26 protein-coding genes and 1 tRNA gene are annotated in these 25,690 nt (G+C 68.9%); 10 read left to right on the plus strand and 17 right to left on the minus strand.

Annotation, left to right across the window (positions count from 1 at the left end; all coding sequences use genetic code 11):
• Positions 1–3: 3 nt before the first annotated feature.
• On the minus strand, positions 4–1,425 hold the full coding sequence (locus tag ASF68_RS02905; protein ID WP_056011283.1) for a cytochrome ubiquinol oxidase subunit I: 1,422 nt from the start codon (positions 1,423–1,425) through the stop codon (positions 4–6).
• Between the two features lie 200 nt (positions 1,426–1,625).
• Between ASF68_RS02905 and ASF68_RS02910 the strand changes: the two genes are divergently transcribed.
• The 3 genes from ASF68_RS02910 to ASF68_RS02920 are packed head-to-tail and all read left to right on the plus strand — an operon-like array spanning position 1,626 to position 4,455.
• Entirely contained in the window at positions 1,626–2,306 is a 681-nt protein-coding gene (locus ASF68_RS02910) for a DedA family protein (RefSeq protein ID WP_056006574.1), read from the plus strand.
• Positions 2,307–2,365: 59 nt separating this feature from the next.
• Positions 2,366–3,403: an App1 family protein gene (locus ASF68_RS02915; protein WP_056006577.1), complete on the plus strand. Its 1,038-nt coding sequence runs from the start codon at positions 2,366–2,368 to the stop codon at positions 3,401–3,403.
• Between the two features lie 11 nt (positions 3,404–3,414).
• The gene (locus tag ASF68_RS02920; RefSeq protein ID WP_056006580.1) at positions 3,415–4,455 is read left to right on the plus strand and encodes an aromatic acid exporter family protein; all 1,041 of its coding nucleotides are present in this window, start codon (positions 3,415–3,417) and stop codon (positions 4,453–4,455) included.
• 63 nt (positions 4,456–4,518) lie between these two features.
• Here the strand turns inward: ASF68_RS02920 and ASF68_RS02925 are convergent, their stop codons facing one another.
• Positions 4,519–5,073: a YceI family protein gene (locus ASF68_RS02925; RefSeq protein ID WP_056006583.1), complete on the minus strand. Its 555-nt coding sequence runs from the start codon at positions 5,071–5,073 to the stop codon at positions 4,519–4,521.
• A gap of 105 nt (positions 5,074–5,178) precedes the next feature.
• Positions 5,179–6,351, minus strand: a complete 1,173-nt coding sequence (locus ASF68_RS02930) for a glycoside hydrolase family 3 N-terminal domain-containing protein (RefSeq protein WP_056006586.1) — start codon at positions 6,349–6,351, stop codon at positions 5,179–5,181.
• Between the two features lie 116 nt (positions 6,352–6,467).
• Here ASF68_RS02930 and ASF68_RS02935 point away from each other — a divergent pair, with 116 nt between their 5' ends.
• Positions 6,468–7,637, plus strand: coding sequence for a lytic transglycosylase domain-containing protein (locus tag ASF68_RS02935; protein ID WP_056006589.1), 1,170 nt, complete (start codon positions 6,468–6,470; stop codon positions 7,635–7,637).
• Here the strand turns inward: ASF68_RS02935 and ASF68_RS02940 are convergent.
• On the minus strand, positions 7,624–8,490 hold the full coding sequence (locus tag ASF68_RS02940) for a UbiA family prenyltransferase (protein ID WP_056006591.1): 867 nt from the start codon (positions 8,488–8,490) through the stop codon (positions 7,624–7,626). The genes ASF68_RS02935 and ASF68_RS02940 overlap by 14 nt on opposite strands.
• A gap of 47 nt (positions 8,491–8,537) precedes the next feature.
• Here ASF68_RS02940 and ASF68_RS02945 point away from each other — a divergent pair, with 47 nt between their 5' ends.
• The 3 genes from ASF68_RS02945 to ASF68_RS02955 are packed head-to-tail and all read left to right on the plus strand — an operon-like array spanning position 8,538 to position 11,535.
• The gene (locus ASF68_RS02945) at positions 8,538–9,665 is read left to right on the plus strand and encodes a type III polyketide synthase (RefSeq protein WP_056006593.1); all 1,128 of its coding nucleotides are present in this window, start codon (positions 8,538–8,540) and stop codon (positions 9,663–9,665) included.
• Positions 9,665–10,381 (plus strand): methyltransferase domain-containing protein, encoded by a 717-nt coding sequence (locus ASF68_RS02950; RefSeq protein ID WP_056006596.1) that lies wholly within the window; start codon positions 9,665–9,667, stop codon positions 10,379–10,381. Before ASF68_RS02945 ends, ASF68_RS02950 begins: the two co-directional genes overlap by 1 nt.
• Entirely contained in the window at positions 10,378–11,535 is a 1,158-nt protein-coding gene (locus ASF68_RS02955; protein WP_056006600.1) for an NAD(P)/FAD-dependent oxidoreductase, read from the plus strand. Before ASF68_RS02950 ends, ASF68_RS02955 begins: the two co-directional genes overlap by 4 nt.
• A gap of 45 nt (positions 11,536–11,580) precedes the next feature.
• Here the strand turns inward: ASF68_RS02955 and ASF68_RS02960 are convergent, their stop codons facing one another.
• Positions 11,581–13,071: a DHA2 family efflux MFS transporter permease subunit gene (locus ASF68_RS02960; protein ID WP_056006603.1), complete on the minus strand. Its 1,491-nt coding sequence runs from the start codon at positions 13,069–13,071 to the stop codon at positions 11,581–11,583.
• Between the two features lie 162 nt (positions 13,072–13,233).
• On the opposite strand from ASF68_RS02960, the gene ASF68_RS02965 reads away from it, so the two are divergent.
• Positions 13,234–14,061 (plus strand): aldo/keto reductase, encoded by an 828-nt coding sequence (locus ASF68_RS02965; protein WP_056006606.1) that lies wholly within the window; start codon positions 13,234–13,236, stop codon positions 14,059–14,061.
• A gap of 70 nt (positions 14,062–14,131) precedes the next feature.
• Here ASF68_RS02965 and ASF68_RS02970 read toward each other — a convergent pair.
• The 10 genes from ASF68_RS02970 to rplU all read right to left on the minus strand — a co-directional run bounded on the left by ASF68_RS02970 (position 14,132) and on the right by rplU (position 21,260).
• Positions 14,132–14,204, minus strand: a tRNA-Ala gene (locus ASF68_RS02970).
• A 106-nt stretch (positions 14,205–14,310) separates the two neighbouring features.
• The gene (gene rsfS, locus ASF68_RS02975; RefSeq protein WP_056006609.1) at positions 14,311–14,688 is read right to left on the minus strand and encodes a ribosome silencing factor; all 378 of its coding nucleotides are present in this window, start codon (positions 14,686–14,688) and stop codon (positions 14,311–14,313) included.
• Positions 14,689–14,743: 55 nt separating this feature from the next.
• Positions 14,744–16,015, minus strand: a complete 1,272-nt coding sequence (locus ASF68_RS02980) for a hypothetical protein (protein ID WP_157580178.1) — start codon at positions 16,013–16,015, stop codon at positions 14,744–14,746.
• Between the two features lie 23 nt (positions 16,016–16,038).
• Entirely contained in the window at positions 16,039–16,656 is a 618-nt protein-coding gene (gene nadD, locus ASF68_RS02985) for a nicotinate-nucleotide adenylyltransferase (RefSeq protein WP_255353616.1), read from the minus strand.
• A 10-nt stretch (positions 16,657–16,666) separates the two neighbouring features.
• Positions 16,667–16,876, minus strand: coding sequence for a hypothetical protein (locus ASF68_RS02990; protein WP_056006618.1), 210 nt, complete (start codon positions 16,874–16,876; stop codon positions 16,667–16,669).
• A 49-nt stretch (positions 16,877–16,925) separates the two neighbouring features.
• On the minus strand, positions 16,926–18,194 hold the full coding sequence (locus tag ASF68_RS02995; RefSeq protein WP_056006621.1) for a glutamate-5-semialdehyde dehydrogenase: 1,269 nt from the start codon (positions 18,192–18,194) through the stop codon (positions 16,926–16,928).
• 36 nt (positions 18,195–18,230) lie between these two features.
• Entirely contained in the window at positions 18,231–19,010 is a 780-nt protein-coding gene (gene proB / locus ASF68_RS03000) for a glutamate 5-kinase (RefSeq protein WP_056006623.1), read from the minus strand.
• Entirely contained in the window at positions 19,007–20,581 is a 1,575-nt protein-coding gene (gene obgE / locus ASF68_RS03005) for a GTPase ObgE (protein WP_082498458.1), read from the minus strand. The genes proB and obgE overlap by 4 nt, the downstream gene beginning before the upstream one ends.
• Positions 20,582–20,673: 92 nt before the next feature.
• On the minus strand, positions 20,674–20,931 hold the full coding sequence (gene rpmA / locus ASF68_RS03010) for a 50S ribosomal protein L27 (protein WP_056006626.1): 258 nt from the start codon (positions 20,929–20,931) through the stop codon (positions 20,674–20,676).
• 20 nt (positions 20,932–20,951) lie between these two features.
• A complete protein-coding gene (gene rplU, locus ASF68_RS03015) occupies positions 20,952–21,260 on the minus strand; it encodes a 50S ribosomal protein L21 (protein WP_082455812.1) in 309 nt (102 codons plus the stop codon).
• A 331-nt stretch (positions 21,261–21,591) separates the two neighbouring features.
• Between rplU and ASF68_RS03020 the strand changes: the two genes are divergently transcribed.
• Entirely contained in the window at positions 21,592–21,882 is a 291-nt protein-coding gene (locus tag ASF68_RS03020) for a DUF4031 domain-containing protein (RefSeq protein ID WP_056006632.1), read from the plus strand.
• A gap of 10 nt (positions 21,883–21,892) precedes the next feature.
• Here the strand turns inward: ASF68_RS03020 and ASF68_RS03025 are convergent, their stop codons facing one another.
• Positions 21,893–24,277, minus strand: a complete 2,385-nt coding sequence (locus ASF68_RS03025) for an Rne/Rng family ribonuclease (protein ID WP_082455814.1) — start codon at positions 24,275–24,277, stop codon at positions 21,893–21,895.
• A gap of 320 nt (positions 24,278–24,597) precedes the next feature.
• Between ASF68_RS03025 and ASF68_RS03030 the strand changes: the two genes are divergently transcribed.
• Complete coding sequence (locus ASF68_RS03030; protein WP_056006635.1) at positions 24,598–25,197, plus strand: vitamin K epoxide reductase family protein; 600 nt, start codon at positions 24,598–24,600, stop codon at positions 25,195–25,197.
• Positions 25,198–25,273: 76 nt separating this feature from the next.
• On the opposite strand, the gene ndk is transcribed toward ASF68_RS03030, so the two are convergent.
• Positions 25,274–25,690 (minus strand): nucleoside-diphosphate kinase, encoded by a 417-nt coding sequence (gene ndk / locus ASF68_RS03035; protein WP_056006638.1) that lies wholly within the window; start codon positions 25,688–25,690, stop codon positions 25,274–25,276.

Consider the following 25,690-nt stretch of genomic DNA (forward strand, 5'->3'; position numbering starts at 1 on the left):
CTCCTAGTAGACCGTGGTTGCCGGGGCGGCGGGCTTCTGCACGCCGTCGTCGTCGGGCGGGGACATCTCGATGGCATCCGGTCCGGCGGTGATGGTCTTCTTCAACAGCCCGAACTCGACGACCAGTAGGGAGCCGTAGACGACGGTGAAGGCGATGAGCGAGATCAGCACGTCGAGACCGGTGGTGTTCGGCGAGACGGCATCCTCGGTCTTCAGCAGGCTGAAGACGATCCAGGGCTGACGGCCCATCTCGGTGAAGACCCACCCCATCGTCATCGCGAGGAACGGCATCGGCACGGCCCACACGGCGACCCGCCACATCCAGCGCTTCGGCTCGCGGCCCTTCCGAGTGAACCAGAGGCCTGCGGCCGCCACGAGCATGGAGGCGAGCCCGAGGCCGATCATCCAGCGGAAGGCCCAGTAGGTGACCCAGATGACCGGCGAGTAGTCGCCGGGGCCGTAGAGCTGCGTGTACTGCGCCTGCAGGTCGTTGATGCCTTCCACGGTGCCGTCGAAGGTGTGGGTCGAGAGGAACGAGAGCAGGTACGGGATCCTGATCGAGAAGAGCTCGTGGACGCCGTCCGGGGTACCGAGCGTGAAGATCGAGAACGAGGCGTCCGCGCCGGTCGAGGTGTTGTACATGGCCTCGGCTGCGGCCATCTTCATCGGCTGCGTCTCGACCATCGCCAGGCTGAGCTGGTCGCCGGCGAGCATCGTGGCTCCTCCGGCGATGAGCATGCTCCAGGCACCGACCTTCAGCGCGGGCCGCATCATCTCGACGTGCTGACCGCGGGCCAGGTGCCAGGCGGCGGCGGTGATGATGACGGCGGCCGAGACCATGAAGCAGGCGAAGATCGTGTGCGGGAAGGCGGCGAGCGCGACCTTGTTGGTCAGGAGCTCCCAGATGTTGGTGAGCTCGGCCCGGCCGCGTTCCTCGTTGATCCGGTAGGCGACCGGATTCTGCATGAAGGCGTTCGCGGCGATGATGAAGTAGGCCGAGAGCACGGTGCCGAGGGCGACGATCCAGATGGTCGCGAGGTGGAGCTTCGGTGAGAGCTTGTCCCAGCCGAAGATCCAGAGTCCGATGAACGTGGCCTCGAGGAAGAACGCGAGCAGGCCTTCCAGTGCCAGTGGCGCACCGAAGACGTCGCCGACGAACCGCGAGTAGGTGGACCAGTTCATGCCGAACTGGAACTCCTGCACGATCCCGGTCACGACGCCCATGGCGAAGTTGATGAGGAAGATCTTGCCGAAGAAGCGGGTCAACTGCAGGTAGTGCAGTTTGCCCGTCCGGACCCAGGCGGTCTGGAACCCGGCGACCGTCACCGCCATGCCGATGGTGAGCGGCACGAAGATGAAGTGGTAGACGGTGGTGAGGCCGAACTGCCAGCGGGACAGCAGTAGCGGGTCGAGAAGATCGTTCACGATGAACACTCCATGTTCGCGGCATCCAGGGAAGGCGGCGCAGGTGCAGCCCGATCGGGTTGATCATCCCCGAGGCTTCGATCCGTGTCGTCGAATCCCATGGTACACCAAAAAGCGCCTGTGGTCAGACCACACGTGTCGCCTGTCGTGCACAGGGCTTTCAGAGCCTCAGAACCCGGCCGAGAGCTAGGCTCTGACCCGTGAACGACGTGCTCGGCTGGCTCCTCGACCTGGTGCAGAGCGTCGACCCCGTCACCCGCACGCTCCTCGCCGGACTCGGCATCATGCTCGAGACCTCCGTACTCGTCGGTCTCGTCGTCCCCGGCGACACGGTCGTCATCGTCGCCAGCACCGCCGTGGTCGGTCCGGTGCAGTGGATCTCGATGATCCTCGTCGTGATCGCCGGTGCACTCATCGGGGAATCCGTCGGCTTCGCCCTCGGCCGATGGTTCGGTCCGCGCATCCGTGCGAGTCGGCTCGGCCGCAGGATCGGTGAACGACACTGGGTCAGAGCGGAGCGATACCTCGACCGGCGAGGCGGTATCGCGGTGTTCGTCTCACGGTTCCTCCCCGTGCTCCACTCGCTCATCCCCCTGACGGTCGGCATGAGCACGATGACGTACCGTCGGTTCATCTCGTGGACCCTGCCGGCCTGTGTCATCTGGTCCTCCGCCTACGTCTCGGTCGGTGCGGTGGCGGCCGGGAGCTACCGTGAACTCTCCGAGCGCCTCCACTGGGCCGGATACGTGTTCGTCGGGATCATCGTGCTGTTCGCCGTCGTCGTCCTCATCGTCAAGCGGGTCCTGCAGCGGAGCGAGGAACGGCACATGCTCGACCAGGAGGATCCGGCATCCCCGGGCGGAGCGTCCACGCCGGAGTGACCCGGCGGTCCGCGGGCTCCAGCGGCTGAACAGACGCACCGGCATGACAGACTGAACGGGTGAAGGCACCCGACGATCGTCCAACGGCCTCATCCGACGCCGCCCAGCAGATCCGGCACTTCGCCGCTCGGATGGAGGACGCTATCCAGTTGCGCCGGCAGCGGCGCGCACGGCGGCATGGGCGCGAGGCGGCGATCATCCCCTTCACCGGCTACGGCTCGACGTCGTGGATCCGCGTCCTCGCTCGAGTGGTGTTGGCGGAACCGGGCAAGACCACCGTGAAACCGCAGCAGAAGGTGCGAGGCTGGAAGAGCTTCTTCGCCTTGAGCATCGCGGACCCCACCGTCGAGGTCGAGATCGACGGCCGACGCCACACGGTCACGGGAGATCGTGGCGGCGTGGTGGATGCGGTGGTCCAGGTCTCCCTGACGCCGGGATGGCACACCCTCCGCCTGAGTTCCGAGGGCAGCGACCCCGTCGAGGCCCCCGTCTTCATCGTGGGCGACGACATCGAGTTCGGCATCGTGTCCGACATCGACGACACCGTGATGGTCACGGCACTCCCCCGCCCGTTGGTCGCCGCGTGGAACACCTTCGTCCTCGACGAGCATGCGCGGACCCCGGTCCCGGGGATGGCCGTCTTCTTGGAGCGGACCGCCCGTGAGCACCCGGGCTCCCCGATCATCTACCTCTCGACGGGCGCCTGGAACGTCGCCCCGACGCTCACCCGGTTCCTCTCCCGCAACCTCTACCCCGCAGGGGCCCTGCTCCTCACCGACTGGGGCCCGACCCACGACCGCTTCTTCCGGAGCGGACGCGAGCACAAGCGGACCAACCTCGACCGCTTCGCCGAGGACTTCCCGCGGCTGCGCTGGCTCCTCGTCGGTGACGACGGGCAGCACGACGAATCGCTTTACCGCAGTTTCGAGGAGCGTCACCCCGACCGCGTCGCCGCCGTCGCGATCCGTCAGCTCTCCCCCGGCGAGGCGGTGCTGGCCGGCGGTCGCTCGAAGGTCGGTGGACAACACGAGGGGGCGCCCTGGGTGTACGCCGGGAACGGCGCGGAACTGCTCGACCAGCTCCACGGCAAGCTCTGACGGCGCTCCGCATGTCCGTCGTCCCCGTCCTGCGCACCCGGTCGCGGCTCCCGCTGCTCCAGGTGCTGAAGACGGCGCTGGCCGCCATCGCCGCCTGGATCGTCGCGATCACGATCATCCCGGGCCAACTGCCGGTCTTCGCCGCCATCGCCGCCATCCTCGTGGTGCAGCCGAGCGTCAACCAGTCGTTCGGCAAGGCACTCGAACGCAGCCTCGGGGTGATCACCGGCGTGGTCCTCGCGACCGCGATCGGGAGCGTCTTCGGACACTCCGCCTGGATCGTGCTCCTGGCCATCGTCGTCGCCATCCTGCTCGGCTGGGTCCTCCGCCTCGGGCCGGGTTCCGCGAACCAGATCCCGATCAGCGCGATGCTGGTCCTCTCGATCGGCGCCGCCACGCCGGACTACGCCTTCGCGCGCATCATCGAGACCGTCCTCGGCGCCGGGATCGGGCTGCTCGTCAACGTCGTCCTCGTCGCCCCCGTCCTGCTCGCGCCGGCCAGAACAGCGGTCGGTGCACTCGCGCTCGCCTGCGCCGACACCTTGGACCACCTCGCGACCGCGCTCACCAGGGCCAACACGGACGCCGAGCTGGCCGCGCTCCTCACGGAAGCCCGCGCGCTCAAACCACTGCGGGAACGCGCGATCGCCGCGGTGAAGGAGGGCGACGACAGTCTGCTGCTCAACCCGCGCCGGTCACGGCACCGTGAGGAGCTGGACCGTCAACGACTCCTGCTGCGTCGACTCGAGCCGGTGGTCACACGGACGCTGGGCATGGCGCGCTCGGTGCACGACCACGACGACCCGACCCTGCACGAGGAGCCGACGGTGGCCGACATCGCCGTCGAACTCGGCCGCGCGGCGCACGACCTCCGGCTGCTCGTGAACGACCGCGCAGCCTCCCGCGAACCCCCGACCGAGACCGCCGAACTCCCCGCGCTCACCGCACCCCTGGTGATCCACCGACCGCACCCGCAGCACTGGATCCTCATCGGATCGCTCATGGAGGACCTCCGCCGGGTCCGCGACGAGATCGTCGGCGAGCCGACCTGAGCCGACCGGAAACCACGAAGGGCCGATGGAGCGACGCTCCACCGGCCCTTCGACGTCCTGGGACTACGCCTGGTGCGCAGCCTGCAGTTCGATGGTGATCGTGACGTCGTTGCCGAGCAGCACGCCGCCGGTCTCGAGCGCCGCGTTGTAGGTGAGGCCGAAGTCCTCGCGGTTGATCTTGGTGGTCGCGGTCGCGCCGAACTTGTAGTTGCCGTAGGGGTCGGTCGCGAAGCCGCCGAACTCGACGGTGAAGGTGACGGGCTTGGTCACGCCCTTGATCGTGAGGTCGCCGTCGACGAGGAAGTCGTCGCCCTTGGCGCGGGCGCCGGTCGAGACGAAGTCGATCGTCGGGTAGGACTCGGCGTCGAAGAAGTCGCCGGTGCGGAGGTGACCGTCGCGGTCGGGCTGGTTCGTGTTGATCGAAGCGACCTCGGCGGACGCGGTGACCTTCGTCTCGAGGGGGTTCTCCGGCGTGACGAACGTCGCGTTGAAGCGCTCGAACTTGCCCTTGACCTTCGAGACCATGATGTGGCGGATGCTGAAGCCGACCTCGCTGTGCGTGGTGTCGACCTCCCAGGTGCCAACCTTGTAGCCGGGAATCGTCAGGGTGTCGGTCATGCGGTACTCCTTGCGTCGATGTGCGGCGCGCTCGCGCCACGTTCTATTCAAACGCAAGGACATCGTGGCTATTCCCACGTGTCCGAGAAATTCTCCTCGACGTCATCAGGACGACATCGGCCGCATCGCGGGAAGGCCCAGCCGGACACGCAGCAGGTGGTGCGCCGCTTCGGCGACGACGTCCTCCGAGATCCTCCCCGAGCGCACCGCAGCCGCGATGTCGGCGATGAGCACGTCGGGGTCGACACCCGTCGAGGAGGGATCCGCGCCCAGGACGTAGAGCAGCATCGTGTTGCCGGCCGCCACCGCACGGATCGCGTTCTCCGACGGGTTCTGGTACTCCGGGAGACCGGTGTGCTGCAGCATGAGCATGTCGTCGGTGATCGTCATACCGGAGAAGCCGAGATCGTCGTGGAGCTTCGCGTGCCAGGCGGACGAGAGCGTCGCGGGCGCCGGATCGACCGCCGAGTAGACGAGGTGGCCGAACATGACGACCTCCGCACCGGCGTCGATGCCCGCCGCGAACGGGACGGCGTCGCTCGCCCTCCACTCCTCGAGCCCCAGCGACGTGGAGGGGACCGTCGAGTGGGAGTCCCCGGGGGCCTGACCGTGCCCGGGGAAATGCTTGAGCGTACTGAGGACCGCCCCGCGCTCTCCTCGGACCGCGGCGGCAACGCGCGCTGCAGCGGCGTCCGGGCTGGTCCCGAGCGCACGGTCGTAGATGAACGAGGTCGGATCCGCCGTCTCATCGGCGACGATGCCGAAGTTGACCGAACATCCCGCGGCCGCGAGCATGGTCGCGCGCGCCGTGAACGCCGTCTCCGTCGCCTCCGGCGGTTCTGACTTCAGGGTGTCCGCCGCGGCCGCGACGTCCTCGTCGATGCGACGGACGTCGCCACCCTCCTGGTCGATGCCGATGAGCAGGGGCATGGTGGGGTCTGGGCTGAGGGCGTCCGTGACCGCGGGCAGTCCGGCGAGTCCCGGCACGTTGTCGCCCATGAGGATGAAGCCGCCCGGTCGGTAGCGTTCGACGAAGGCTCGGAGCGCCGCGGGATCGGTGCCCGGGGTGTGCAGCATCAACATGGAGGCGATGCGCTGTTCGAGCGTCATCGAGGCCAGTTCCGCCGCGGCGCGCAGTTCGCCGGCGTCCGGCCCGGTGGCTGCCGGTCGTCCCGATCGCTCAGGCGGAGGCGGGCCCGTGCATGCGGACAGGCCGAGCATCGCACCGACCGCCACGGAGGCGCCGGTGACGAGGAAGCGTCGCCGTCCCACCTGCACCGGGCGAGTCTAGGCTCGCATCATCCATGACGGCTGGACGTCTTCGCCGGTGTGGCACAAGTGACGGATGTGACTTCGACGGCTACACTTACGTGGGTGACAGCCAGGATGGACGCATGCGCAAGCCGCTGACGAACCGATCGCCTCGTTCGAGGGGCGTCTCGCGAGCCGCCGCCCTCGGCGCCGCGGTCATCATCGCGGTGTCGTGTGCAGGTCCGGCAGCCGCCGTCAGCCCGACGACGGTCCGCACCGCCGACTACCCGAGCTGGGACGACGTCCAAGCGGCGAAGTCGAACGAATCGACCGCCCAGGCCGAGGCCGACCGCATCGTGTCCCTCCTCGACGGGCTGCGCGACGAGTCCGCCCGGCTCGGCGACGAAGCCGTCCGCCAGGGTGCAGCGGCAGGCGAGGCCAAAGCCGCGCTCGACGCGCAGGCCGCCGTCGCCGACACGATCAGCGCGCAGGCGACGGCCGCAGCGACGGCCGCCGCGTCGAGCAAACGCCAGGCCGGGGCGGTCATCGCGCAGATGACCCGCACCGGAGGCGTCGACCCGACGCTGTCCCTCGTCCTCTCCGGCGTCGCCGACGACGACCTGCTCTCGAAGCTCAGCGCCATCAGCAAGCTGAGCGAGACCTCGGCTCAGGACCTCGCGTCCGCGACCGCCGCGAGCAACACCGCGTCCGCGCTCGCCGAGCAGGCCACCACCGCCGAGGCGGAACGGCAGCGCCTGTCCGAAGCCGCTGACGCCAGCTACGAGACCGCGCAGTCGGCGAGCGACGCGGCGGACGCCGCAGTCGCGGAGCAGCAGGCGAACCGGGATCGGCTCTACCAGCAACTCGCCGTCCTCAAGAACACGACTGCCGCGATCGAACAGGCCTACGCCCAGAGCCAGGAGGCGATCGCCGCCGAGGAGCAGCGACGCAACGAGGCGACGGGCGGAGAGGGTGCCACGAGCGCACCGCCGCCGGACCTCTCGGCCGATCCGGCAGGGGCGAAGGCGTACGCCCAGTCGGCGATCGGGGCCTACGGCTGGGGTAGCGGCGAGTTCCAGTGCCTGCTCCAGTTGTGGACGCGCGAATCCAGCTGGCGGGTCAACGCTTACAACGAATCCAGTGGGGCCTACGGGATCCCGCAATCGCTCCCGGGCAGCAAGATGGCCAGTGTCGGCGACGACTGGCGGACCAACGCTGCGACGCAGATCACCTGGGGTCTGAACTACATCGACAGCCGGTACGGTTCACCCTGTGGCGCCTGGGCGCACTCCGAAGCCGTCAACTGGTACTGACGACCCCGAGGTTCGTGCCCGAGACGGCCAGGACCACCGTGACGAGCAAGGCCGCGCTGATGATGAGCCGGAAGAGGAGCCGGTCCGGCTGACGGCTGCCGACCAGCACGAGGCCCAAGATCACGAGCCCGAGGACCCCGGCGCAGCCGATGAGCCCGACGAGCGGTGGCGCGGCGAGGCGCCCGGTGAAGACGCCGCTCTGCCCCAGCACGGCGACGACGCCCGCCACCCCGAGCGCCCCGAACGCGGCCCGACCTGCCGTCCGTGCTCCGAGGCGGTGCGGCAGACCACGGACACCGGTCCGGAGATCGTCGTCGAGGTCCGGGAGCGCGTTCGTGAAGTGGATCGCGATGCCGAACAGGCCGCCGACGGCGAGGGTCCAACCGGCCGGCGGGATGGGCGGGATCGCCGCGAACGTGACCACGGCGGGCAGTGCGCCGAACCCGATGATGAACGGGACCACCGACCACGCGGTCGCCTTGAGGTGGAGGTTGTAGGCCCAACCGCACGCGAGGAAGAGCAGGTGTGCCGCTGCCGCCGCCCAGCCGAGGGTGAAGGAGAGCGGGATGCTCGCGGCTCCGGCCAGGAGCGCCGCCAGACGGACCGTCCCGACGCTGAGGTCACCACGCGCGACGGGCTTGTCCAGCCGCCCTGACCGGCGGTCGCGACGCGCGTCGAGCCAGTCGTTCGACCACCCGATCGAGAGCTGACCGACGAAGACCACCAGCGCCAGGAGCAGCGTCCGCAGCGGCTCGACCCCGACGGCGGAGGCCAGGACGACGGCCAGGACCGTGACCGCGACGGTGGGTCCGGGATGGGAAGACGCGAACAGACGGCGGGCGGTGGAGAACACCGCCTCAGCTTAGGGTGGCTGCCCGGACGACGGCGATACACTGAAGCATGACCGTCTCCGTGAGGGCGATCGGCGTGGCCGTTCCTCAGACCATCCTCCATCAAGACGAGATCAGAGACGTCTTCCGTGATCAGCCGGGCAGGACGCGCCTCGCACAACGACTGATCGGCGCCGCCTTCGACGCCTCCGCGATCGATACGAGGCACACGGTGATCGACGCGTTCGACGACGAGGTCCCGACGACCACGGCCGCGTTCTACGACGCGGAACAACGGCTGGTCCGCTCACCCCCGACCGGCCTCCGGAACGACGCCTACATCGAGCACGCTCCCCCGCTCCTCCTGGAAGCGGCGAGGCGAGCGCTCGATGAGGCGCCCGGCCTGACGGCGGCCGACGTGACCCACGTCGTGACCGCGTCCTGTACCGGGTTCTTCGCCCCGGGACCGGAGTACCTCCTCGTCCGCGACCTCGGCCTCGATCCGGGCACCGAGCGCTACCACCTGGGCTTCCAAGGGTGTTTCGCCGCGTTCCCCGCCCTCCGCGCCGCCGCGGCGTTCTGCGCCGCCGAGCCGGACGCCGTCGTGCTGGTGGTGTGCATCGAGCTCTGCTCCATCCATCTCCGTTCCTCAGACGACCCCGACGTGATCCTCGGATCCTCGGTCTTCGCCGATGGAGCCGCCGCAGCCGTCGTCACCGGACGGGACACCGGCTCGTCGGCGCCCGTCTTCGAGTTCGACGGATGGTCCACGGCACTCGTCCCCGACGGCGAGACGGAGATGGCCTGGACGATCGGCGACCACGGATTCGAGATGGTCCTGAGCGGAGCCGTCCCGAAACTCATCGGCGAGCACCTCGAGATCGCGCTGCGCCCACTCCTCGCGGCGGCGGACGACGCCGAGGTGTCATCGATCGACCGGTGGGCGATCCACCCCGGTGGTCGGAGCATCCTCGACCGCGTCCAGCGGGGCTTCGCCCTCGACGACGAGCTGCTGGAACCGTCGCGGGCGGTGCTGCGCGACTTCGGCAACATGTCGAGCGCCACCGTCCTGTTCATCCTGAAGCGCCTCCTCGACGGCGCGGGCCCCGAGGTCGATGAACGGGTTTGTGCGCTGGCGTTCGGTCCCGGCTTGACGATCGAGAGCGCGCTGCTCCGGCTCCGCGCCGGCGGAGCCTGATGCGGGTCGATCTCACGCGGCGTGCGACGGAGCTCGTCGAGCTCATGGACGACCCCGAGTGCGACCCGGTGCTGCTCGACGCGACCTATGCCCGGTTCGCGACGGTGAACAGGCTCGTCTCGGGGTGGCGCAGTCTCTACCGTTCGCACATCCGGCCTCGTCTGGACCCGTCGCGCACGACGTCGATCGTCGACATCGGGTTCGGCGGCGGTGACGTCCCGACGGCCATCGCCTCCTGGGCACGAGCCGACGGCCTGCCGGTCCAGGTGACGGCGATCGACCCCGATGAGCGTTCGGTCGACTTCGCCCGCCGCCGGTACGCGGAGGGACCGGTCGACTTCCGCTCGGCGCACAGCAGCGACCTGGTCGCCCGGGGCGATGAGGTCGACATCGTGCTGTCCAACCATGTCCTGCACCACCTCGACCCGGCCCAGCTGGCCGGTCTCCTGTCCGACAGCGCCTCCATCGCCCGAAGGCTCGTGCTGCACAGCGACCTGGAGCGGGACCGGCTGGCGTACGCCGCGTACGGGCTCGTCACCCTGCCGGGACGGCGGCGCTCCTTCCTCCACGTCGACGGGCTCCGCTCCATCCGCCGCAGCTACCGGCAACAGGAACTCCAGGAGGTCGTCCCCGACGGATGGCTCGTCGAGCGTCGACTCCCCATGCGGCTGCTGCTGTCGAGGCGCTTCGACGCGACGACCGACGGACGCCGATGACCGGGGTGCTCGTCATCGGCGGCGGACCGGTCGGACTGGTGGCGGCGATCCTGCTCGCCCAGGACGGCGTCGACGTCACGGTCTGGGAGCGACGGGTGGACCCTCCGTCGGGAACGCGGGCGATCGGGATCCACCCGCCCTCCCTCGAGCTGTTCGACGACCTCGGCGTCCTCGACGACATCCGCGTCGACGCCGTCCGAATCGACCAGGGTGAGGCGTGGAGCGGCGGTCGGCGACTCGGCACCGTCGTGTTCCGTGATCGTCCGGTCGCCCACCCGTATGTCGCCGCGCTCGAGCAGTGGCGGACCGAGCGGATCCTCCGTGCGCGCCTGGAGTCCATCGCCCCGGGGTCCTTGTCGACGGGGACCGCGTGCACGAGCGTCCGCTCCGTCGGGGACGAGGTCGTCGTCGAAGGGACCGACGCCTCCGGCCCCGTGAGCGCTCGTGCAACCATGGTCATCGTCGCAGCCGGTGGGCGAGCCGGGTTCCCCGGAGCCGAGAATCCCGGGCCGGTCCACCGCTACCGCGACCGCTATCTCATGGGCGACGTCGCGGACCGGAGTGGCGCCGGGCCCATCGCGCGGGTCCACCTGCATCGTGACGGCGTCGTCGAGTCGTTCCCACTCCCCCGCGGCATGCGCCGGTACGTCGTCCACACCGGGTACACCTCCCCTCGTGACGAGGCCAGCCTGCAGCCGAGTGCCGACGACCTCGCGACCCTCGTCGCGGATCGCACCGGCGAGGAGGCCGATGCGGCGACGAACACCATGCTCAGCGCGTTCGGGGTGCGGAGTCGTCGTCGGAGCCGTGTGGTCGACGGACGGATCGTCCACGTGGGCGACGCCGCGCACGAGATCAGCCCGATCGGCGGCCAGGGCATGAATCTCGGCTGGGCGGACGCCCGCGTGTTCGCGCCGCTGGTCGCGCGCGCGGTCACCGGGCGAGGGACGCTCGAGCGCGAGTTCGCGGCCGCCGCCGAACAGCAGCGGCGCGCGGTCAGACGTGCCTCCTGGCAGGCGGCGCTCAACATGCGCTTGGGTCGCCCGATCCCCACCGCACTGGTGGGCGTCCGCGATCTCGGCCTGCGGGCCGCCCTCAGCGGCCCACTGATGCCGGTGCTCGCCGACGCCTACACGATGCGCTGGTTGCGCTGAACCGACGGCGTCCTCAGGCGACGGTGATCCCCCGCCGTTCGCGCATCAGTGACCGACGTGCACGCCCGAGGGCGTCTGGTCGGTCCGGCGGATGAGGAACGACGCGCCCACCGCGAGCAGCGAGAGGACGGCGCCGCACAGGAACGCCGCCTGCACGCCCGCTGCCGTCGCGTCGACCGCGGAACTCCCGGCCGCCGCGCGAGCGGCAGCCGTCGTGGACATCATCGTGATGAACACCGCCGTCCCTGCGGCGCCGGCGAGCTGCTGGACCGTGCCGACGATCGCGCTGCCGTGGGGGTAGAGCTCGGCTCGAAGGGAGCCGAGGGCCGAGGTCAGGAGCGGCGTGAACATGAACGCGAGACCCGCGCTCAGGAGCATGTGGACGGCGATGATCATCACGATGGCGCTGTCGACGCCGAGCATCGTCAGGAGCCAGAGGGCGGCGCTCACGGCGAAGGCGCCGGGGATCACCAGCGGACGCGGCCCGAAGCGGTCGAACAACGACCCTACGAGCGGCGCGAGCGCGGCCATGGTCAGCCCGCCGGGGAGCAGCATGAGTCCCGTGGTCAACGTGTCGACCTGCAGGACGCTCTGCAGGTAGATGGGCAGGATGATCAACGATCCGAACAGCGCCATCATGACGATCACGACGAGGATGATCGACACGGTGAACGAGCGGTTCGCGAAGGTGCGCAGATCCATGAACGGCCGGTTCTCACGGACGAGTCCGCGCTGACGCAATACGAACGCCAGGAGCGCGAGGACGCCGACGGCCAGCGGGATCCACACCGGCATGAGCGCATGGCCCTCCGCCGACTCCCCGATACTGCTCAGCCCGAAGATGAGGCCACCGAAGGCGAGCGCGGAGAGCACGAGCGAGAGCGCGTCGAACCGGACCTTCCTCGGCTCGGTCACGTTGCGCACCAGCAGGGCGCCGAGGATCAGCGAGGCCACGGCGATCGGGAGCACGATCCAGAACATCCATCGCCAGTCGAGCACGCTCAGGATCAGGCCCGACACCGTGGGTCCGACCGCCGGGGCGACCGAGATGACGATCGAGATCGCGCCCATCGTCCGACCGCGAGCCGAGACCGGCACGATGTTCAGCACCGTCGTCATCAGCAGCGGCATCATGATGGCGGTTCCGCTGGCCTGCACCACGCGGCCGAGCAGCAGGGTGCCGAAGCCGGGTGACAGCGCGGCGATGAGCGTGCCGAGGCTGAAGAGGACCATCGCCGTGATGAACATGGCGCGGAGGGAGAACCGCTCCAACAGGAACCCGGTGGCGGGGATGACCACGGCCATCGTGAGCATGAAGCCGGTCGTCAGCCACTGCGCCGAACTCGCCGTGATGTCGAGGTCCTCCATGAGCCGCGGCAGGGCGACGCTCATGATCGTCTCGTTGAGGATCACGACGAACGCCGACACGAGCAGCAGTCCGATGAGGAGCTTCGACCCGGGCGGGAGGCGATCTGCCGAGGACTTCCCGGAGGTCGGGACCGAACCTGTCGGATTGGGCACGGTGTCAGTCGTCATAGCGGTGTCATCCTTCTCAGGCCTCGGCCGTCGTCAGGGCAGATGCCTGCCCTCTGGAAGGACAAGCACCGGATCGCCGCGGGTATTCCCAGGCGTGTCGACCGGTTACGCGCAGGGCGAAGACCCGTTCCGGATGAACGGTTCCGGTGCCACCATGAAGCCATGACTGTTCCCACCATCACGCTCAATGACGGCCACACCATCCCCCAGCTCGGTTTCGGCGTCTTCCTCGTCGACCCGCAGGAGGCGGAGCGCATCGTCTCCGATGCACTCGAGGTCGGCTACCGCCACATCGACACCGCCGCGATCTACAAGAACGAGGAGGGCGTCGGCGCCGCCATCGCCAAGTCCGGCATCCCCCGCGACGAACTCTTCATCACCACGAAGCTCTGGAACGACCGTCACCAGAAGGCGTCCGCGCACGCGGCGATCGACGAGAGCCTCGACAAGCTCGGTCTCGACCACGTCGACCTCTACCTCACCCACTGGCCCACGCCCGGCAAGGACGACTACCTCGAGGCGTGGTTGGCGCTGGAGGAGATCAAGGCCGCCGGCAAGACGCGCTCGATCGGCGTCTCGAACCACCAGGTCGAGCACCTCGAGAAGCTCCTCGCCAACTCCGACACCGTCCCGGCGGTCAACCAGATCGAGTTGCACCCGGCTTTCGCGCAGCGCGAGCTGCGGACGTTCGGCGCTGAGCACGGGATCCACATCGAGTCGTGGGGGCCCCTCGGTCAGGGCAAGTACGACCTCTTCGGTGAGCAGTCGGTCGCGGCTGCTGCCGAGGCCCACGGTGTGACGCCCGCACAGGTCGTCATCCGCTGGCACCTCCAGAACGGCCTGATCGTCTTCCCGAAGTCGAACTCGCGCGAGCGCATCGCGCAGAACTTCGACGTGTTCGGCTTCGAACTGTCGGCCGACGAGATCGCCGCGATCGACGCCCTCGACTCGGGGAAGCGCGTCGGCAGCCACCCGGACGAGGTGAACTGACCTCGGGTTCCGGCCCAACGAAGAAGTCCCCGTCAGCTGTTCGGCTGACGGGGACTTCTTGATGTTCCAGTGGATCTGAGGGGACTCGAACCCCTGACCCCCTGCATGCCATGCAGGTGCGCTACCAGCTGCGCCACAGACCCATATTCACGTTGCTTGCCCCTGCTGTTTCAGCGGAAGCAACTTGAATAGGTTACTACATCTTGAGAGCGGTTGTGACCACTTTCGATGCCGACACCGACGCGTCGGTCAGCTCGCGGGCTGTGGAGCCGACGACACCAGCGGAATCACCGGGCAGTCCTTCCACAGGCGCTCCAGCGAGTAGTACATCCGCTCCTCCTCGTGGAAGACGTGGACGACGACCTCGCCGAAGTCGAGGAGGATCCAGCGACCTTCGGACTTGCCCTCGCGACGCAAGGTCTTCACGCCGCTCGCGTTCAGGCGATCCTCGACCTCGCCCGCGATGGCGACGACGTTACGCTCGCTCCGCCCGGTGACGAGCAGGAAGGCGTCCACGAACGGCAGCGGGCCAGAGACGTCGAGTGCGACGAGATCCTCGCCGCCCTTCGACTCGGCTGCGGTCGATGCGAGCTGGACGGCGTCCAGCGTGGTGTCGGACAGGGTCATGTGGTGTACTCCTCTGACGACCGCAGCGGAAGCGGTCGGGTGAATGGCGGAAGGGCTAGAACGCCCCGCCGAAGAATCCGATGATGAGCACCGCGATGACGCCCGCCGCGAGCACCGCGGCGGCGATGGCGAGGGTCATCAGCAGCTTGTTGCTCTGGTTGGTGGTGGCCGGGACGACGTCACGCGTCGATCCGTGGCTACTGACCGCGCGGCTCGCCGCGACGGGCGAAGCGGCGGTGACGGAGGCCGGGAGTTCGTCCCCCTCGACGAGGCGGTCGATGCCCGCGCCGTCGAAGTGGTTCGGGTCCTGGCCGGCGGAACCGAGCCCCCGAGGGAGGTCGATCGTTCCGGTGATGAGGATCTCGCCCGTGGAGTTCGACGTCGCACCGGCCTCCGCCTGCGCGGGGGCCACGGGGATGATGAGCGAGCTCGTGGTGATCTGGCCCGTCGTCGTCATGCTGCTGCCGAGCAGGTCTTCGAACGCGACCTCGTTGTCGACCTGTGAAGCGCGCTCGGCCTCGAGCGCCGCCACGAGCATGGAGTCGCGCCCGAACCCCTTCGAGAGCGTGGACGCGGGGTCCTCGGAGATGTCGTCGCGGTCGGAGACGTCAAACAGGGAGCCGGACGCGACGGGCTTGTCGCTCGCCGGCGTCACCTGGGGTGCCGGAGCCTCGGACGCCCGAGCCTTGGCGGCTCGCTCCTCCGCGGCGGCACGCTCGGCTGCCTGACGCTCGGCCGCCTTGCGCTCCTCGGCCTTGCGCTCGGCAGCGAGGCGATCCGCGTCCTGCTGCTCGTGCAGCTTGCGGGCCGCGGCCTCACGGCGTTCGGTCTCCGCAGCGGCTTCAGCCTCGGCGGCGGCCGTCTGCTGCGCGAGCTTCGCGGCCTGCTGCCGGGCGGCCTTGTTCTGCTTCTGGGGAGGAGCGACGACCTGATCCGGCGTGCGCGGCGGCAGAGCGACCGAGGGCACGGGCTGCTCCACAGGGGGTGCGACCGGCGCGGTCGCCGCCGGGATCTGCTCGATCGAGCCGGTCCGCTCCAACTCGCGGAGTTGACGACGAGTGAGCCCACCGGTGGGAGCCGGGCTCGGCGCGCCGGTCGACGGCGTCGTGCCGGGGCTCGAGGCGGCCGCAGCTGATGCTGGAGCGGGTGACGCCGACTCGACGCGTGGAGCGCCACTGGGCTCCGACACTGCCGGCTCGGGGATCGCTCCCCCGGCGACCGGCTCCGACGTCGATGCGCGACGGCTCCGCGGAGCAGCCGCTTCGGGCGCTGCATCGTCGGCGGGCGTCGACGACTGCTGGCTCGCTCGAGCCTGTCGCCTGGTCAAGGGCGCGTCTTCTGGCAACGCGGTCATGTGGCTTCACTCCGATACAGGTGGTGCTTGGTGATGTACTGCACGACACCGTCGGGAACCAGATACCAGACTGGAAAGCCTTTGCTCACCCGGCTCCGGCAATCCGTCGACGATATCGCAAGGGCCGGAACTTCCAACAAGCTTACGTCGTGCTGCGGTAATCCGGAAACGTTCAAATCGTGTCCCGGACGACTCACAGCAACGAAGTGAGCGAGATCCCAGACCTCTCTGACGTCTTTCCAGCTGAGGATCTGGGCGATCGCGTCCGCCCCGGTGATGAAGAACAGCTCGGCGTCCGGCCGCTTGCGTCGCAGGTCGCGGAGGGTGTCGATCGTGTAAGTGGGACCGGCGCGGTCGATGTCGACGCGGCTGACGGTGAAACGGGGGTTCGCCGCGGTGGCGATGACCGTCATGAGGTAGCGGTGCTCGCTGTCGCTCACACCCGACTTGCGGTACGGCATGCCGGTCGGGACGAACACGACCTCATCGAGGTCGAAGTGTTGCGCGACTTCGGAAGCGGCGACGAGGTGCCCGTGGTGGATGGGGTCGAACGTTCCACCCATGACGCCGATCCGAGGACGACGTGTCGTCGTCTCGGCGACGGGCGCGCTCACGCCGGACAGCTCAGTGACCGTGCTCGCCGTGCGCCAGCGTCGGCTCGTCCTTGCCACCGTGGCGGTTGGCGACGTCGCGATAGCTGAAGGTCACGGCGCCGAGGATGGCGAACAGCACGAGCGCGACGGCGCCGAAGACCCAGGTCGGAGCGGCGAGTTCGACGGCGTGCTCCGACTCGGCCAGAACGGTGGCAGCCAATACGGACGCGGCAATCGACATGATCTCTCCTTCTGTGCGACGCCTGGTGACGCTCACCTCATTCTAGCGACTACCGACGGGTGTGACCCGTACCACGCACGAGCCACTTCGTACTCGTCAGTTCCGGGAGGCCCATCGGCCCTCTGGCGTGCAGTTTCTGGGTGGAGATGCCCACCTCGGCACCGAACCCGAACTCCGCGCCATCGGTGAACCGGGTCGACGCATTGACCATGACGACCGCCGAGTCCACCTCCGCGAGGAAGCGGTCGGCGTTGACGACGTCGTTCGTCACGATCGCGTCCGTGTGGCCGGTGGAGTAGCGGTCGATGTGCTCGAGCGCGGCATCGAGGTCGTCGACGACGCGCACCGACACCTCGAGCGACATGTGTTCGGTCGACCAGTCCTCCTCGACGGCGGCGACCGAATCGGGGAAGATCTCGCGCGCCTGCTCGTCCGCATGGATGAGCACGTCGTGCTCCCGGAGGTCGCCGAGCACGGCTGGCAGCAGGCGTTGAGCCGCGTCGCGGTGGACGAGCACGGTCTCGAGCGCGTTGCAGACCGAGGGGCGCTGGACCTTCGCGTTGCGGACGATGTCCACCGCCCAGTCGCGGTCCGCGCTCGCGTCGAGGAACACGTGCACCACACCGGCACCGGTCTCGATCACCGGCACCGTCGACTCCCGGACCACCGTCTCGATGAGCGAGGCGCTCCCCCGCGGGATGAGGACGTCGATGAGGCCCCTGGCGTTCATGAGCTGCTTCGCGCCGTCCCGGCCGAACTCGTCGATCGTCTGCACCACATCACCGGGCAAGCCGACGGACTCCAGCGCCGATCGGAGCAGACCGACGAGGACCGCGTTGGTGTGCTCTGCCGCGGAACCACCGCGGAGGACGACCGCGTTACCGCTCTTGATCGCGAGGGCGGCGATGTCCACGGTGACGTTCGGTCTGGCCTCGTAGATCGCGCCGACCACGCCGAACGGGACGCGGACCTGCTCGAGCTTCACGCCGTCCGGTGTGTTGCTGCCCCGGACGACCTGACCCACGGGGTCGACGATCGCGATGACGTCGCGCACCGCGACCGCCAGCCCCTCGATCCGTCCACGGTCGAGGCGGAGACGGTCCTGCAGGCCGACCGCCATCCCCTGCTCCCGCCCGCTGGCGAGGTCGAGCTCGTTGGCGGCGATCACCGCGTCGGCGCCCTCCACGATCGCCACGGCGATCGCTTCCAGCGCCCGGTTCTTCTGCGCGGTGGTCGTCTGAGCGAGCATCCGGGACGCACGCTTTGCAGCGGCGAGACGATCCATGAGCGGGAGCGCGGTGGTGAGAGACGACGACATGCGTCGATTGTACTCAGCGACCCCAGCGGAGCCGGCTCAGGCCGGCTGGAACCAGGTCCCGAGCTGCTCGCCCCGGAGCGCGGCGGCGACGTTCGCCGTCGAGGTCACCAGGACGGAGGTCCCTGCCTCAGCAGCCAACCGGGCCGCGGACACCTTCGTGCCGGCACCGCCCGTTCCAACGCCCGCTGACCCGATGTCGCCGAACGTCACGCCGGTGAGCGGGTCGCCGAACGGCACCTCTTCGATGCGCTCGGCACCGGGCTCCTGCGGAGGACGCGTGTACAGCGCGTCGACGTCGCTCAGCAGGATCAGGACGTCCGCCGCGACCAGCACCGAGACGAGCGCAGCGAGCCGGTCGTTGTCGCCGAACCGGATCTCATGCGTCGCCACGGTGTCGTTCTCGTTCACGATCGGGAGGATGCGCAGCCCCAGCAGCCGTTCCATCGCCCGTTGGGCGTTGCTCCGGTGGCTCGGGTTCTCGAGATCGCCCGCCGTCAGGAGCACCTGACCGGCGACGATGCCGAACCGGTCGAGGCTGTCCTGGTACCGGTAGATGAGGACGTTCTGCCCGACGGCCGCAGCCGCCTGCTGCGTCGCCAGGTCGCTCGGGCGTGCATCGAGGCGCAGGTACGGCATCCCGGTCGCGATGGCGCCGGAGGACACCAGGACGACCTCGGTCCCCCTGTCGTGCGCTCCGGCGAGAGCCTCGACCAGCGCAGTGATCTGCCCGGCGTTCTCACCGCTGATCGAAGAGGAACCGACCTTCACGACGATGCGGCGGGCACCAGGGATCGCACTGCGCTGGCTGACGGTCACCGTTCGTCGTCCTCCGACGCGCCACCCTCGTCCTGCTGGGCGTCAGCCGGCACGGAGCCCACTTCGAAGCCCTCATCGTCGTTCCAGAGACCGGCCGCGCGTTCGCGGAGCAGCTCCGCGCGCGCCTCGGCCTTGGCGTCCATGCGCTCGAAGTACTCGTCACGACGCTGGTTGCGGGTCGGGCGGTGGCTCGCGTCGAGACGCGGGTCCGTTCCACGCGGTTGCGTCAGCAGTTCCGCGGTGCTCGTGAGTGTGGGCTCCCAGTCGAAGACCACGCCGCCACCCGCACCGATCATGACGGTGGCACCGGCGACGGCGCCGGCCTTGAACAGCGCCTCTTCGACACCGAGCTTCGCCAGGCGGTCCGCGAGGAACCCGACGGCCTCCTCGTTGTTGAAGTCCGTCTGCTGCACCCAGCGCTCCGGCTTCGCGCCGAGGATGCGGTAGAGGTTGCCGTAGGTGCCACCCTCGACCGTGACGGTGAACTTGGAGTCGTCGACCGGCTTCGGGCGGAGCACGATCCGAGGCTTGGCGGCCTCGAGGGCTGCGCGGGCGCGGCTCTCCTCGACGAGCTCGCTCAACGCGAACGAGAGCTGTCGGAGACCTTCGCGCGAGACCGTCGAGATCTCGAAGACCTTGTAGCCGCGTGCCTCGAGGTCGGGACGCAGGAACTCGGCGAGCTCCCTCGCCTCCGGGACGTCGATCTTGTTGAGGGCGATGAGCTGCGGGCGCTCGACCAGCGGCGTCTGGCCCTCCGGGACGGGATAGGCGGCGAGCTCGGCGAGGATGACGTCGAGGTCGCTGATCGGGTCGCGGCCCGGCTCGAGCGTCGCGCAGTCGAGGACGTGCAACAACGCGGAGCACCGCTCGACGTGACGGAGGAACTCGAGGCCGAGCCCCTTGCCCTCGCTCGCGCCCTCGATCAGGCCGGGGACGTCCGCCATCGTGTAGCGCACCTCGCCGGCCTCGACGACGCCGAGGTTCGGGTGCAGCGTGGTGAAGGGGTAGTCGGCGATCTTCGGCTTGGCAGCAGATATCGCGGCGATGAGGCTCGACTTCCCGGCCGACGGGTAGCCGACGAGCGCGACGTCGGCAACGGTCTTCAGCTCGAGGAGGACATCGCCCTCCCAGCCGTGCGTGCCGAGGAGCGCGAAGCCCGGGGCCTTGCGCTTGGTCGAGGCGAGCGCCGCGTTCCCGAGGCCACCCTGCCCGCCGGGCGCGACGACGAACTCCATACCTGGCTCGACGAAGTCGACCAGTTCGACGCCGTCGACGTCCTTCACGACGGTGCCGACGGGCACCGGCAGGATGAGCGTCTCGCCCTGGAAGCCGTTCCGGTGGTCGCCCATGCCGAAGCCGCCGGTGTCGGAGCTCCGGTGCGGAGACCGGTGGTACCCGAGCAGGGTCGTGATCTGAGGGTCCGACACGAGCACGATGTCGCCACCGTGTCCGCCGTTGCCGCCATCGGGGCCGGCCAGCGGCTTGAACTTCTCGCGCTTCACGGAGACGCAGCCGTTGCCGCCGCCGCCCGCTCGCAGGTGCAGTGTGACCCGGTCGACGAATGTGACCATGGACGCTCAGCCCCTCTCTGGATCATGTAACTCGGTTGTACGACAGCAGGGGGCGGGCCGAAGCCCGCCCCCTGCTGGAAAGATCGGTGTTGCTACTCTGCAGCAGCGACGATGTTGACGACCTTGCGGCCGCCCTTGTTGCCGAACTGGACGGAGCCAGCCTCGAGAGCGAACAGCGTGTCGTCGCCGCCACGGCCGACGTTGGCGCCGGGGTGGAAGTGCGTGCCGCGCTGACGGACGAGGATCTCGCCCGCGAGGACGACCTGGCCGCCGAAGCGCTTCACACCGAGACGCTGTGCGTTGGAGTCACGACCGTTGCGAGTGGAACTCGCACCCTTCTTGTGTGCCATCTCTTCTTCTCCTCGATGCCTTACTTGATGCCGGTGATCTTGACGCGCGTGAGCTCCTGACGGTGCCCCTGACGCTTCTTGTACCCGGTCTTGTTCTTGAACTTCTGGATGATGATCTTCGGACCGCGGAGGTTCTCGAGCACCTCGGCCGTCACCGTGATCTTCGCGAGCGACTTCGCGTCGGAGATGATGTTCTCACCGTCGACGTGGAGCACCGCGGGAAGCTCGATGTTGCCATCCTTGTCGGCCTTGACCCGGTCCATCGTGACGATGGTTCCGATCTCGACCTTCTCCTGCCGTCCTCCGGCGCGCACAACTGCGTAAACCACTACGTACCCGTTCTTTGGGGAGCGAAACGCTCCGACTGACTGTTGCTGGAAGTTACTGCTCGGAAAGGCTCGAACACGTGGGACACCTTGATGGCAGAAAACCGTGGGTGGCAATGAAAACTCAATGCACACCAACGGTCGAGTTTACTTCATCGTGCAGTCCAGGTCAAACCAGTGGGACAGACGCTCGAGTTCGAGGCTGTTCCTCACGGCTCCCACACCGGATGCACTCGACCAGTGTACCCCGGGGCCTCCTGAACGAAGGCCTGGTGCCCGGCGCGTCCGGACCCGACCGGGAATCCACCGTCGGCGACGGTGGTTGGATGGGGGCATGACCGTGCTCATCGACCCCCCGCTCTGGCCGGCACACGGCACCCTGTGGTCGCACGTCGTGAGCGACAGCTCGCTCGAGGAGCTGCACGCGTTCGCCGAGCGCACCGGTCTGCCGCCACGCTCGTTCGACCTGGACCACTACGACGTCCCCGCCGAACGGCACGAGACCCTCGTCGCGGCCGGGGCGGTGGCCGTCCCCGGCGGGGAGCTCGTCCGCCGGTTGATCGCCAGCGGCCTGCGCATCACCGCACGCGAACGGCGCGCCTCCCGCGGAGACGCGCCGTCCTGATCGATCGGTCCTACTCGGCCTGGCGCTGCGACGCGTCCGACCCGACAGCCTGCCCACCGGCGAGCGAAGCCGTCGACACGCGTCGGCTCCGGCCACGACCCTGACCGGGCTGCTTCGGCTCAGGAAGCGCGTCGAGGACGGACTCCAGCAGGTGCTCCGGATCGACCACGGCAGCACGCCGCGGCTTGTCGGCCACCGGGGCGATCGGCAGGTCCAGCAATGCCAGCGCGGGTGACGCGGATTCCGCCGTGGTGTCGGCGGAACGATCCTCGGTGGCGCCACGACGGGAGTCGTCGCCGCCTCGACGTCGCGGCTCGCGCTTCTCGCGGCGGCTGCGGCGGCCCTCCTGCTGCTGTCCGGCGGACGCGGCCGACCGGTCATCCTGCTGGGGCGTCGATTCCTCGGTGGCCCGGTCCTCGGCGCTTGCCGCCTCTGCGACGACCGCATCGGCGACCGCCTCAGCCGCGGCGAGTTCCTCGTGGTGCAGCGTGCGAGCGGCGATCAGCGCGAGCGCGTTCTTCGCGTCGTCGGTGATCCCGTGCGTCTGACCGGCCGGCTTCTGCTGCGCGTTCTGGCCGCCCGACGGCTGACCGCCCTGCGCTCCACCCTTGCCTCGACGACGCTGCTGCTCCGGCTGCGGGGTCTGGCGGTGACGGACGACGGGGTCGTGGTGCACGACGACGCCACGCCCGGCGCAGACCTCACACGGTTCGCTGAACGTCTCCAGAAGCCCGAGACCGAGCTTCTTGCGCGTCATCTGGACGAGTCCGAGCGAGGTCACCTCGGCGACCTGGTGCTTCGTCCGGTCGCGGCTGAGGCATTCGACGAGCCGTCGGAGGACCAGGTCGCGGTTCGTCTCGAGCACCATGTCGATGAAGTCGACGACGATGATGCCACCGATGTCGCGGAGTCGCAGCTGACGCACGACCTCCTCGGCGGCCTCGAGGTTGTTCTTGGTGACCGTCTCCTCCAGGTTGCCGCCTGAACCGACGAACTTGCCCGTGTTGACGTCGACCACCGTCATCGCCTCGGTGCGGTCGATGACGAGTGAACCGCCGGAGGGGAGCCAGACCTTGCGGTCGAGCGCCTTCTCGATCTGCTCCGCGATGCGGTAGTCGACGAAGGCGTCGCCGGTGCCGTCGTAGGCCTCGACCCGCTCGAGCAGGTCGGGCGCGACGCCGCGGAGGTAGCTCTGGATGTCCTGGAGGGCGTCGGAGCCCTGGATGACGAGCTTCTGGAAGTCCTCGTTGAAGACGTCGCGGATGATCTTGATGAGGAGGTCGGGCTCGCTGTGGAGCAGGGCCGGCGACTGGACCGTCTCGATCTGACGCGAGATCTCCGCCCACTGCGACTTCAGCCGCGTGACGTCGAGCGTGAGCTGCTCCTCGGTGGCACCCTCGGCGGCCGTGCGCACGATGACGCCGACGTTCTCCGGAAGTACCTCCTTGAGGATCTTCTTCAGGCGTGCTCGCTCCGTGTCCGGCAACTTGCGCGAGATCCCGTTCATCGAGCCGTTCGGCACGTAGACGAGGTAGCGTCCGGGCAGGGAGACCTGGCTCGTGAGGCGCGCACCCTTGTGGCCCACGGGGTCCTTCGTGACCTGCACGAGGACGGTGTCGCCGCCCTTCAGCGCGAGCTCGATCCGGCGGGGCTGGTTGCCCGTCTCCACGGAGTCCCAGTCGACCTCACCGGAGTACAGCACGGCGTTACGCCCGCGGCCGATGTCGACGAAGGCCGCCTCCATGCTCGGCAGGACGTTCTGCACGCGCCCGAGGTAGACGTTGCCGATGAGCGAGGCCTCCTGGCTCCTGGCGACGTAGTGCTCGACGAGGACGCCGTCCTCGAGGACGCCGATCTGCGTCTTGCCGTTCTTGGAGCGGACGACCATGACGCGGTCCACCGACTCGCGTCGCGCGAGGAACTCGGCCTCGGTGACGACCGGACGACGACGACCCGCGTCACGTCCGTCGCGGCGGCGCTGCTTCTTGGCCTCGAGCCGGGTGGAGCCGCGCACCTTCTGCGGCTCGGTGATGAGCTCCGGCTCGCGAGGCGTGCGGACCTTGACGACGTTGCGGCTCTCGGAACGCGAATCGCCGCGCTCGGCCTGCTCCGGTCCGTCCTCGCCGGCACGACGACGGGTGCGTCGCCGGGACGAACTGAGTTCCGCTTCGAGCGGCTCGTCGTCGCGGTGCACGATCGGCGGGAGGTCCGGCGCCTGGAACAGCAGCATGGTCGTCGGCGGACGCACCGGTGCGACGGGCGTCGATTCCTCCTGCGTCGTCGGCTGCTCGGTCTCGGTGGACCTGTCGGCGGCGTCAGGTGTCGTGAGCTGCTGGTCGGTCGGTTCGTGCTCGGTCTCCGGCGTGGCCGGGTCCTCGGTGTGCTCTTTCACCATTCCTGGTGTACTCCCCTATGCCGGGTCGGTGGCCGCGCCACCCTCCGGTTCTTCATCTCGTGCGAGCGTCTGCGGGTGCAGCCGTTCGCAAATCCTGTGTGATCGCTGGCTCTCGGAGCTCTCACGATCGTGCCGGCACGTGCCGGCGGGTCCTGGGCTCTCATTGCCCAACAAGCCTGTTGTGTCGTGCGGTCGAGCGCGGCTCGGGCACAACCCCTCGATTATCGCACGAACGGGGCCGGCACTCCTGAGCGCCACCTGCCCGGGCATGTCCTGGAGCGTCTGAGCCGGCGTGCAGCTCCGCGTGCGACAATCGGAGCGTGTCAGCTCCGGTCATCGACGCGCGCCCCAAGGGCCTCGCGATCTTCCTCATCCTCGCAGGCGTCATCGGGTGGATCGCCGCGTTCGCGCTCACGCTCGACAAGTTCCAGCTCCTGCAGGACCCCGACGCACAACTGGGCTGCAACCTGAGCATCCTGGTGCAATGCGGCGTCAACCTGAACTCCTGGCAGGGCGCGATCCTCGGGTTCCCGAACCCGCTCATCGGCCTCTCCGCCTGGATCGCGCCGATCGCCGTCGGGATCGCGATCCTGGCCGGCGCGCGGTTCGCGCGGTGGTTCTGGATCGCCTTCAACGTCGGACTCCTCGGCGCCCTCGGGTTCGTCATCTGGCTGATCTCCCAGAGCATCTTCGTCCTGGGCACGCTCTGCCCGTGGTGCATGGTCACCTGGTCGGTGACGATCCCGTCGTTCATCGCCGTGACGGCGTTCACGCTCAAGAACGGGATCATCCCGGCCTCGCCGGCCGTCCGCCGGGTCGCCGGCGTCGTCTCCTCCTGGATCGTCGTGGTGGCCCTCGCTTGCTACCTCGTCGTCGCGGTCATCGCGCAGCTGCGGCTCGACGTCCTGTCCTACCTCTGACCCCTGCCCTGCAGAACGACGAAGCCCGCCCCCGGAGACCGGGGGCGGGCTTCGTCGTCCGATGGACGGACCGACGTCAGGCGAACCAGAGCGCGAGCTCGCGCGAGGCGGACTCGACGCTGTCCGAGCCGTGCACGAGGTTCTGCTGCACCTTGAGGCCCCAGTCACGACCGAAGTCGCCGCGGATGGTGCCGGGGGCCGCCGTCGTCGGATCGGTCGTGCCCGCGAGCGAACGGAACCCCTCGATCACACGGTTACCGGCCACTCGGATGGCGACGACCGGGCCGCTCAGCATGAACTCGACGAGCGGTTCGTAGAACGGCTTGCCCTCGTGCTCGGCGTAGTGCGCGGCGAGGAGTTCGCGGTCGGGTTCGACCATGCGCAGGTCCACGAGGGAGTAGCCCTTCGCCTCGATCCGGCGGAGGATCTCGCCGGTCAGGTTGCGTGCGACGCCGTCGGGCTTCACGAGTACCAGGGTTTCTTCAACAGCCAC

It is taken from the genome of Plantibacter sp. Leaf314, assembly GCF_001423185.1.
GTDB lineage: Bacteria > Actinomycetota > Actinomycetes > Actinomycetales > Microbacteriaceae > Plantibacter.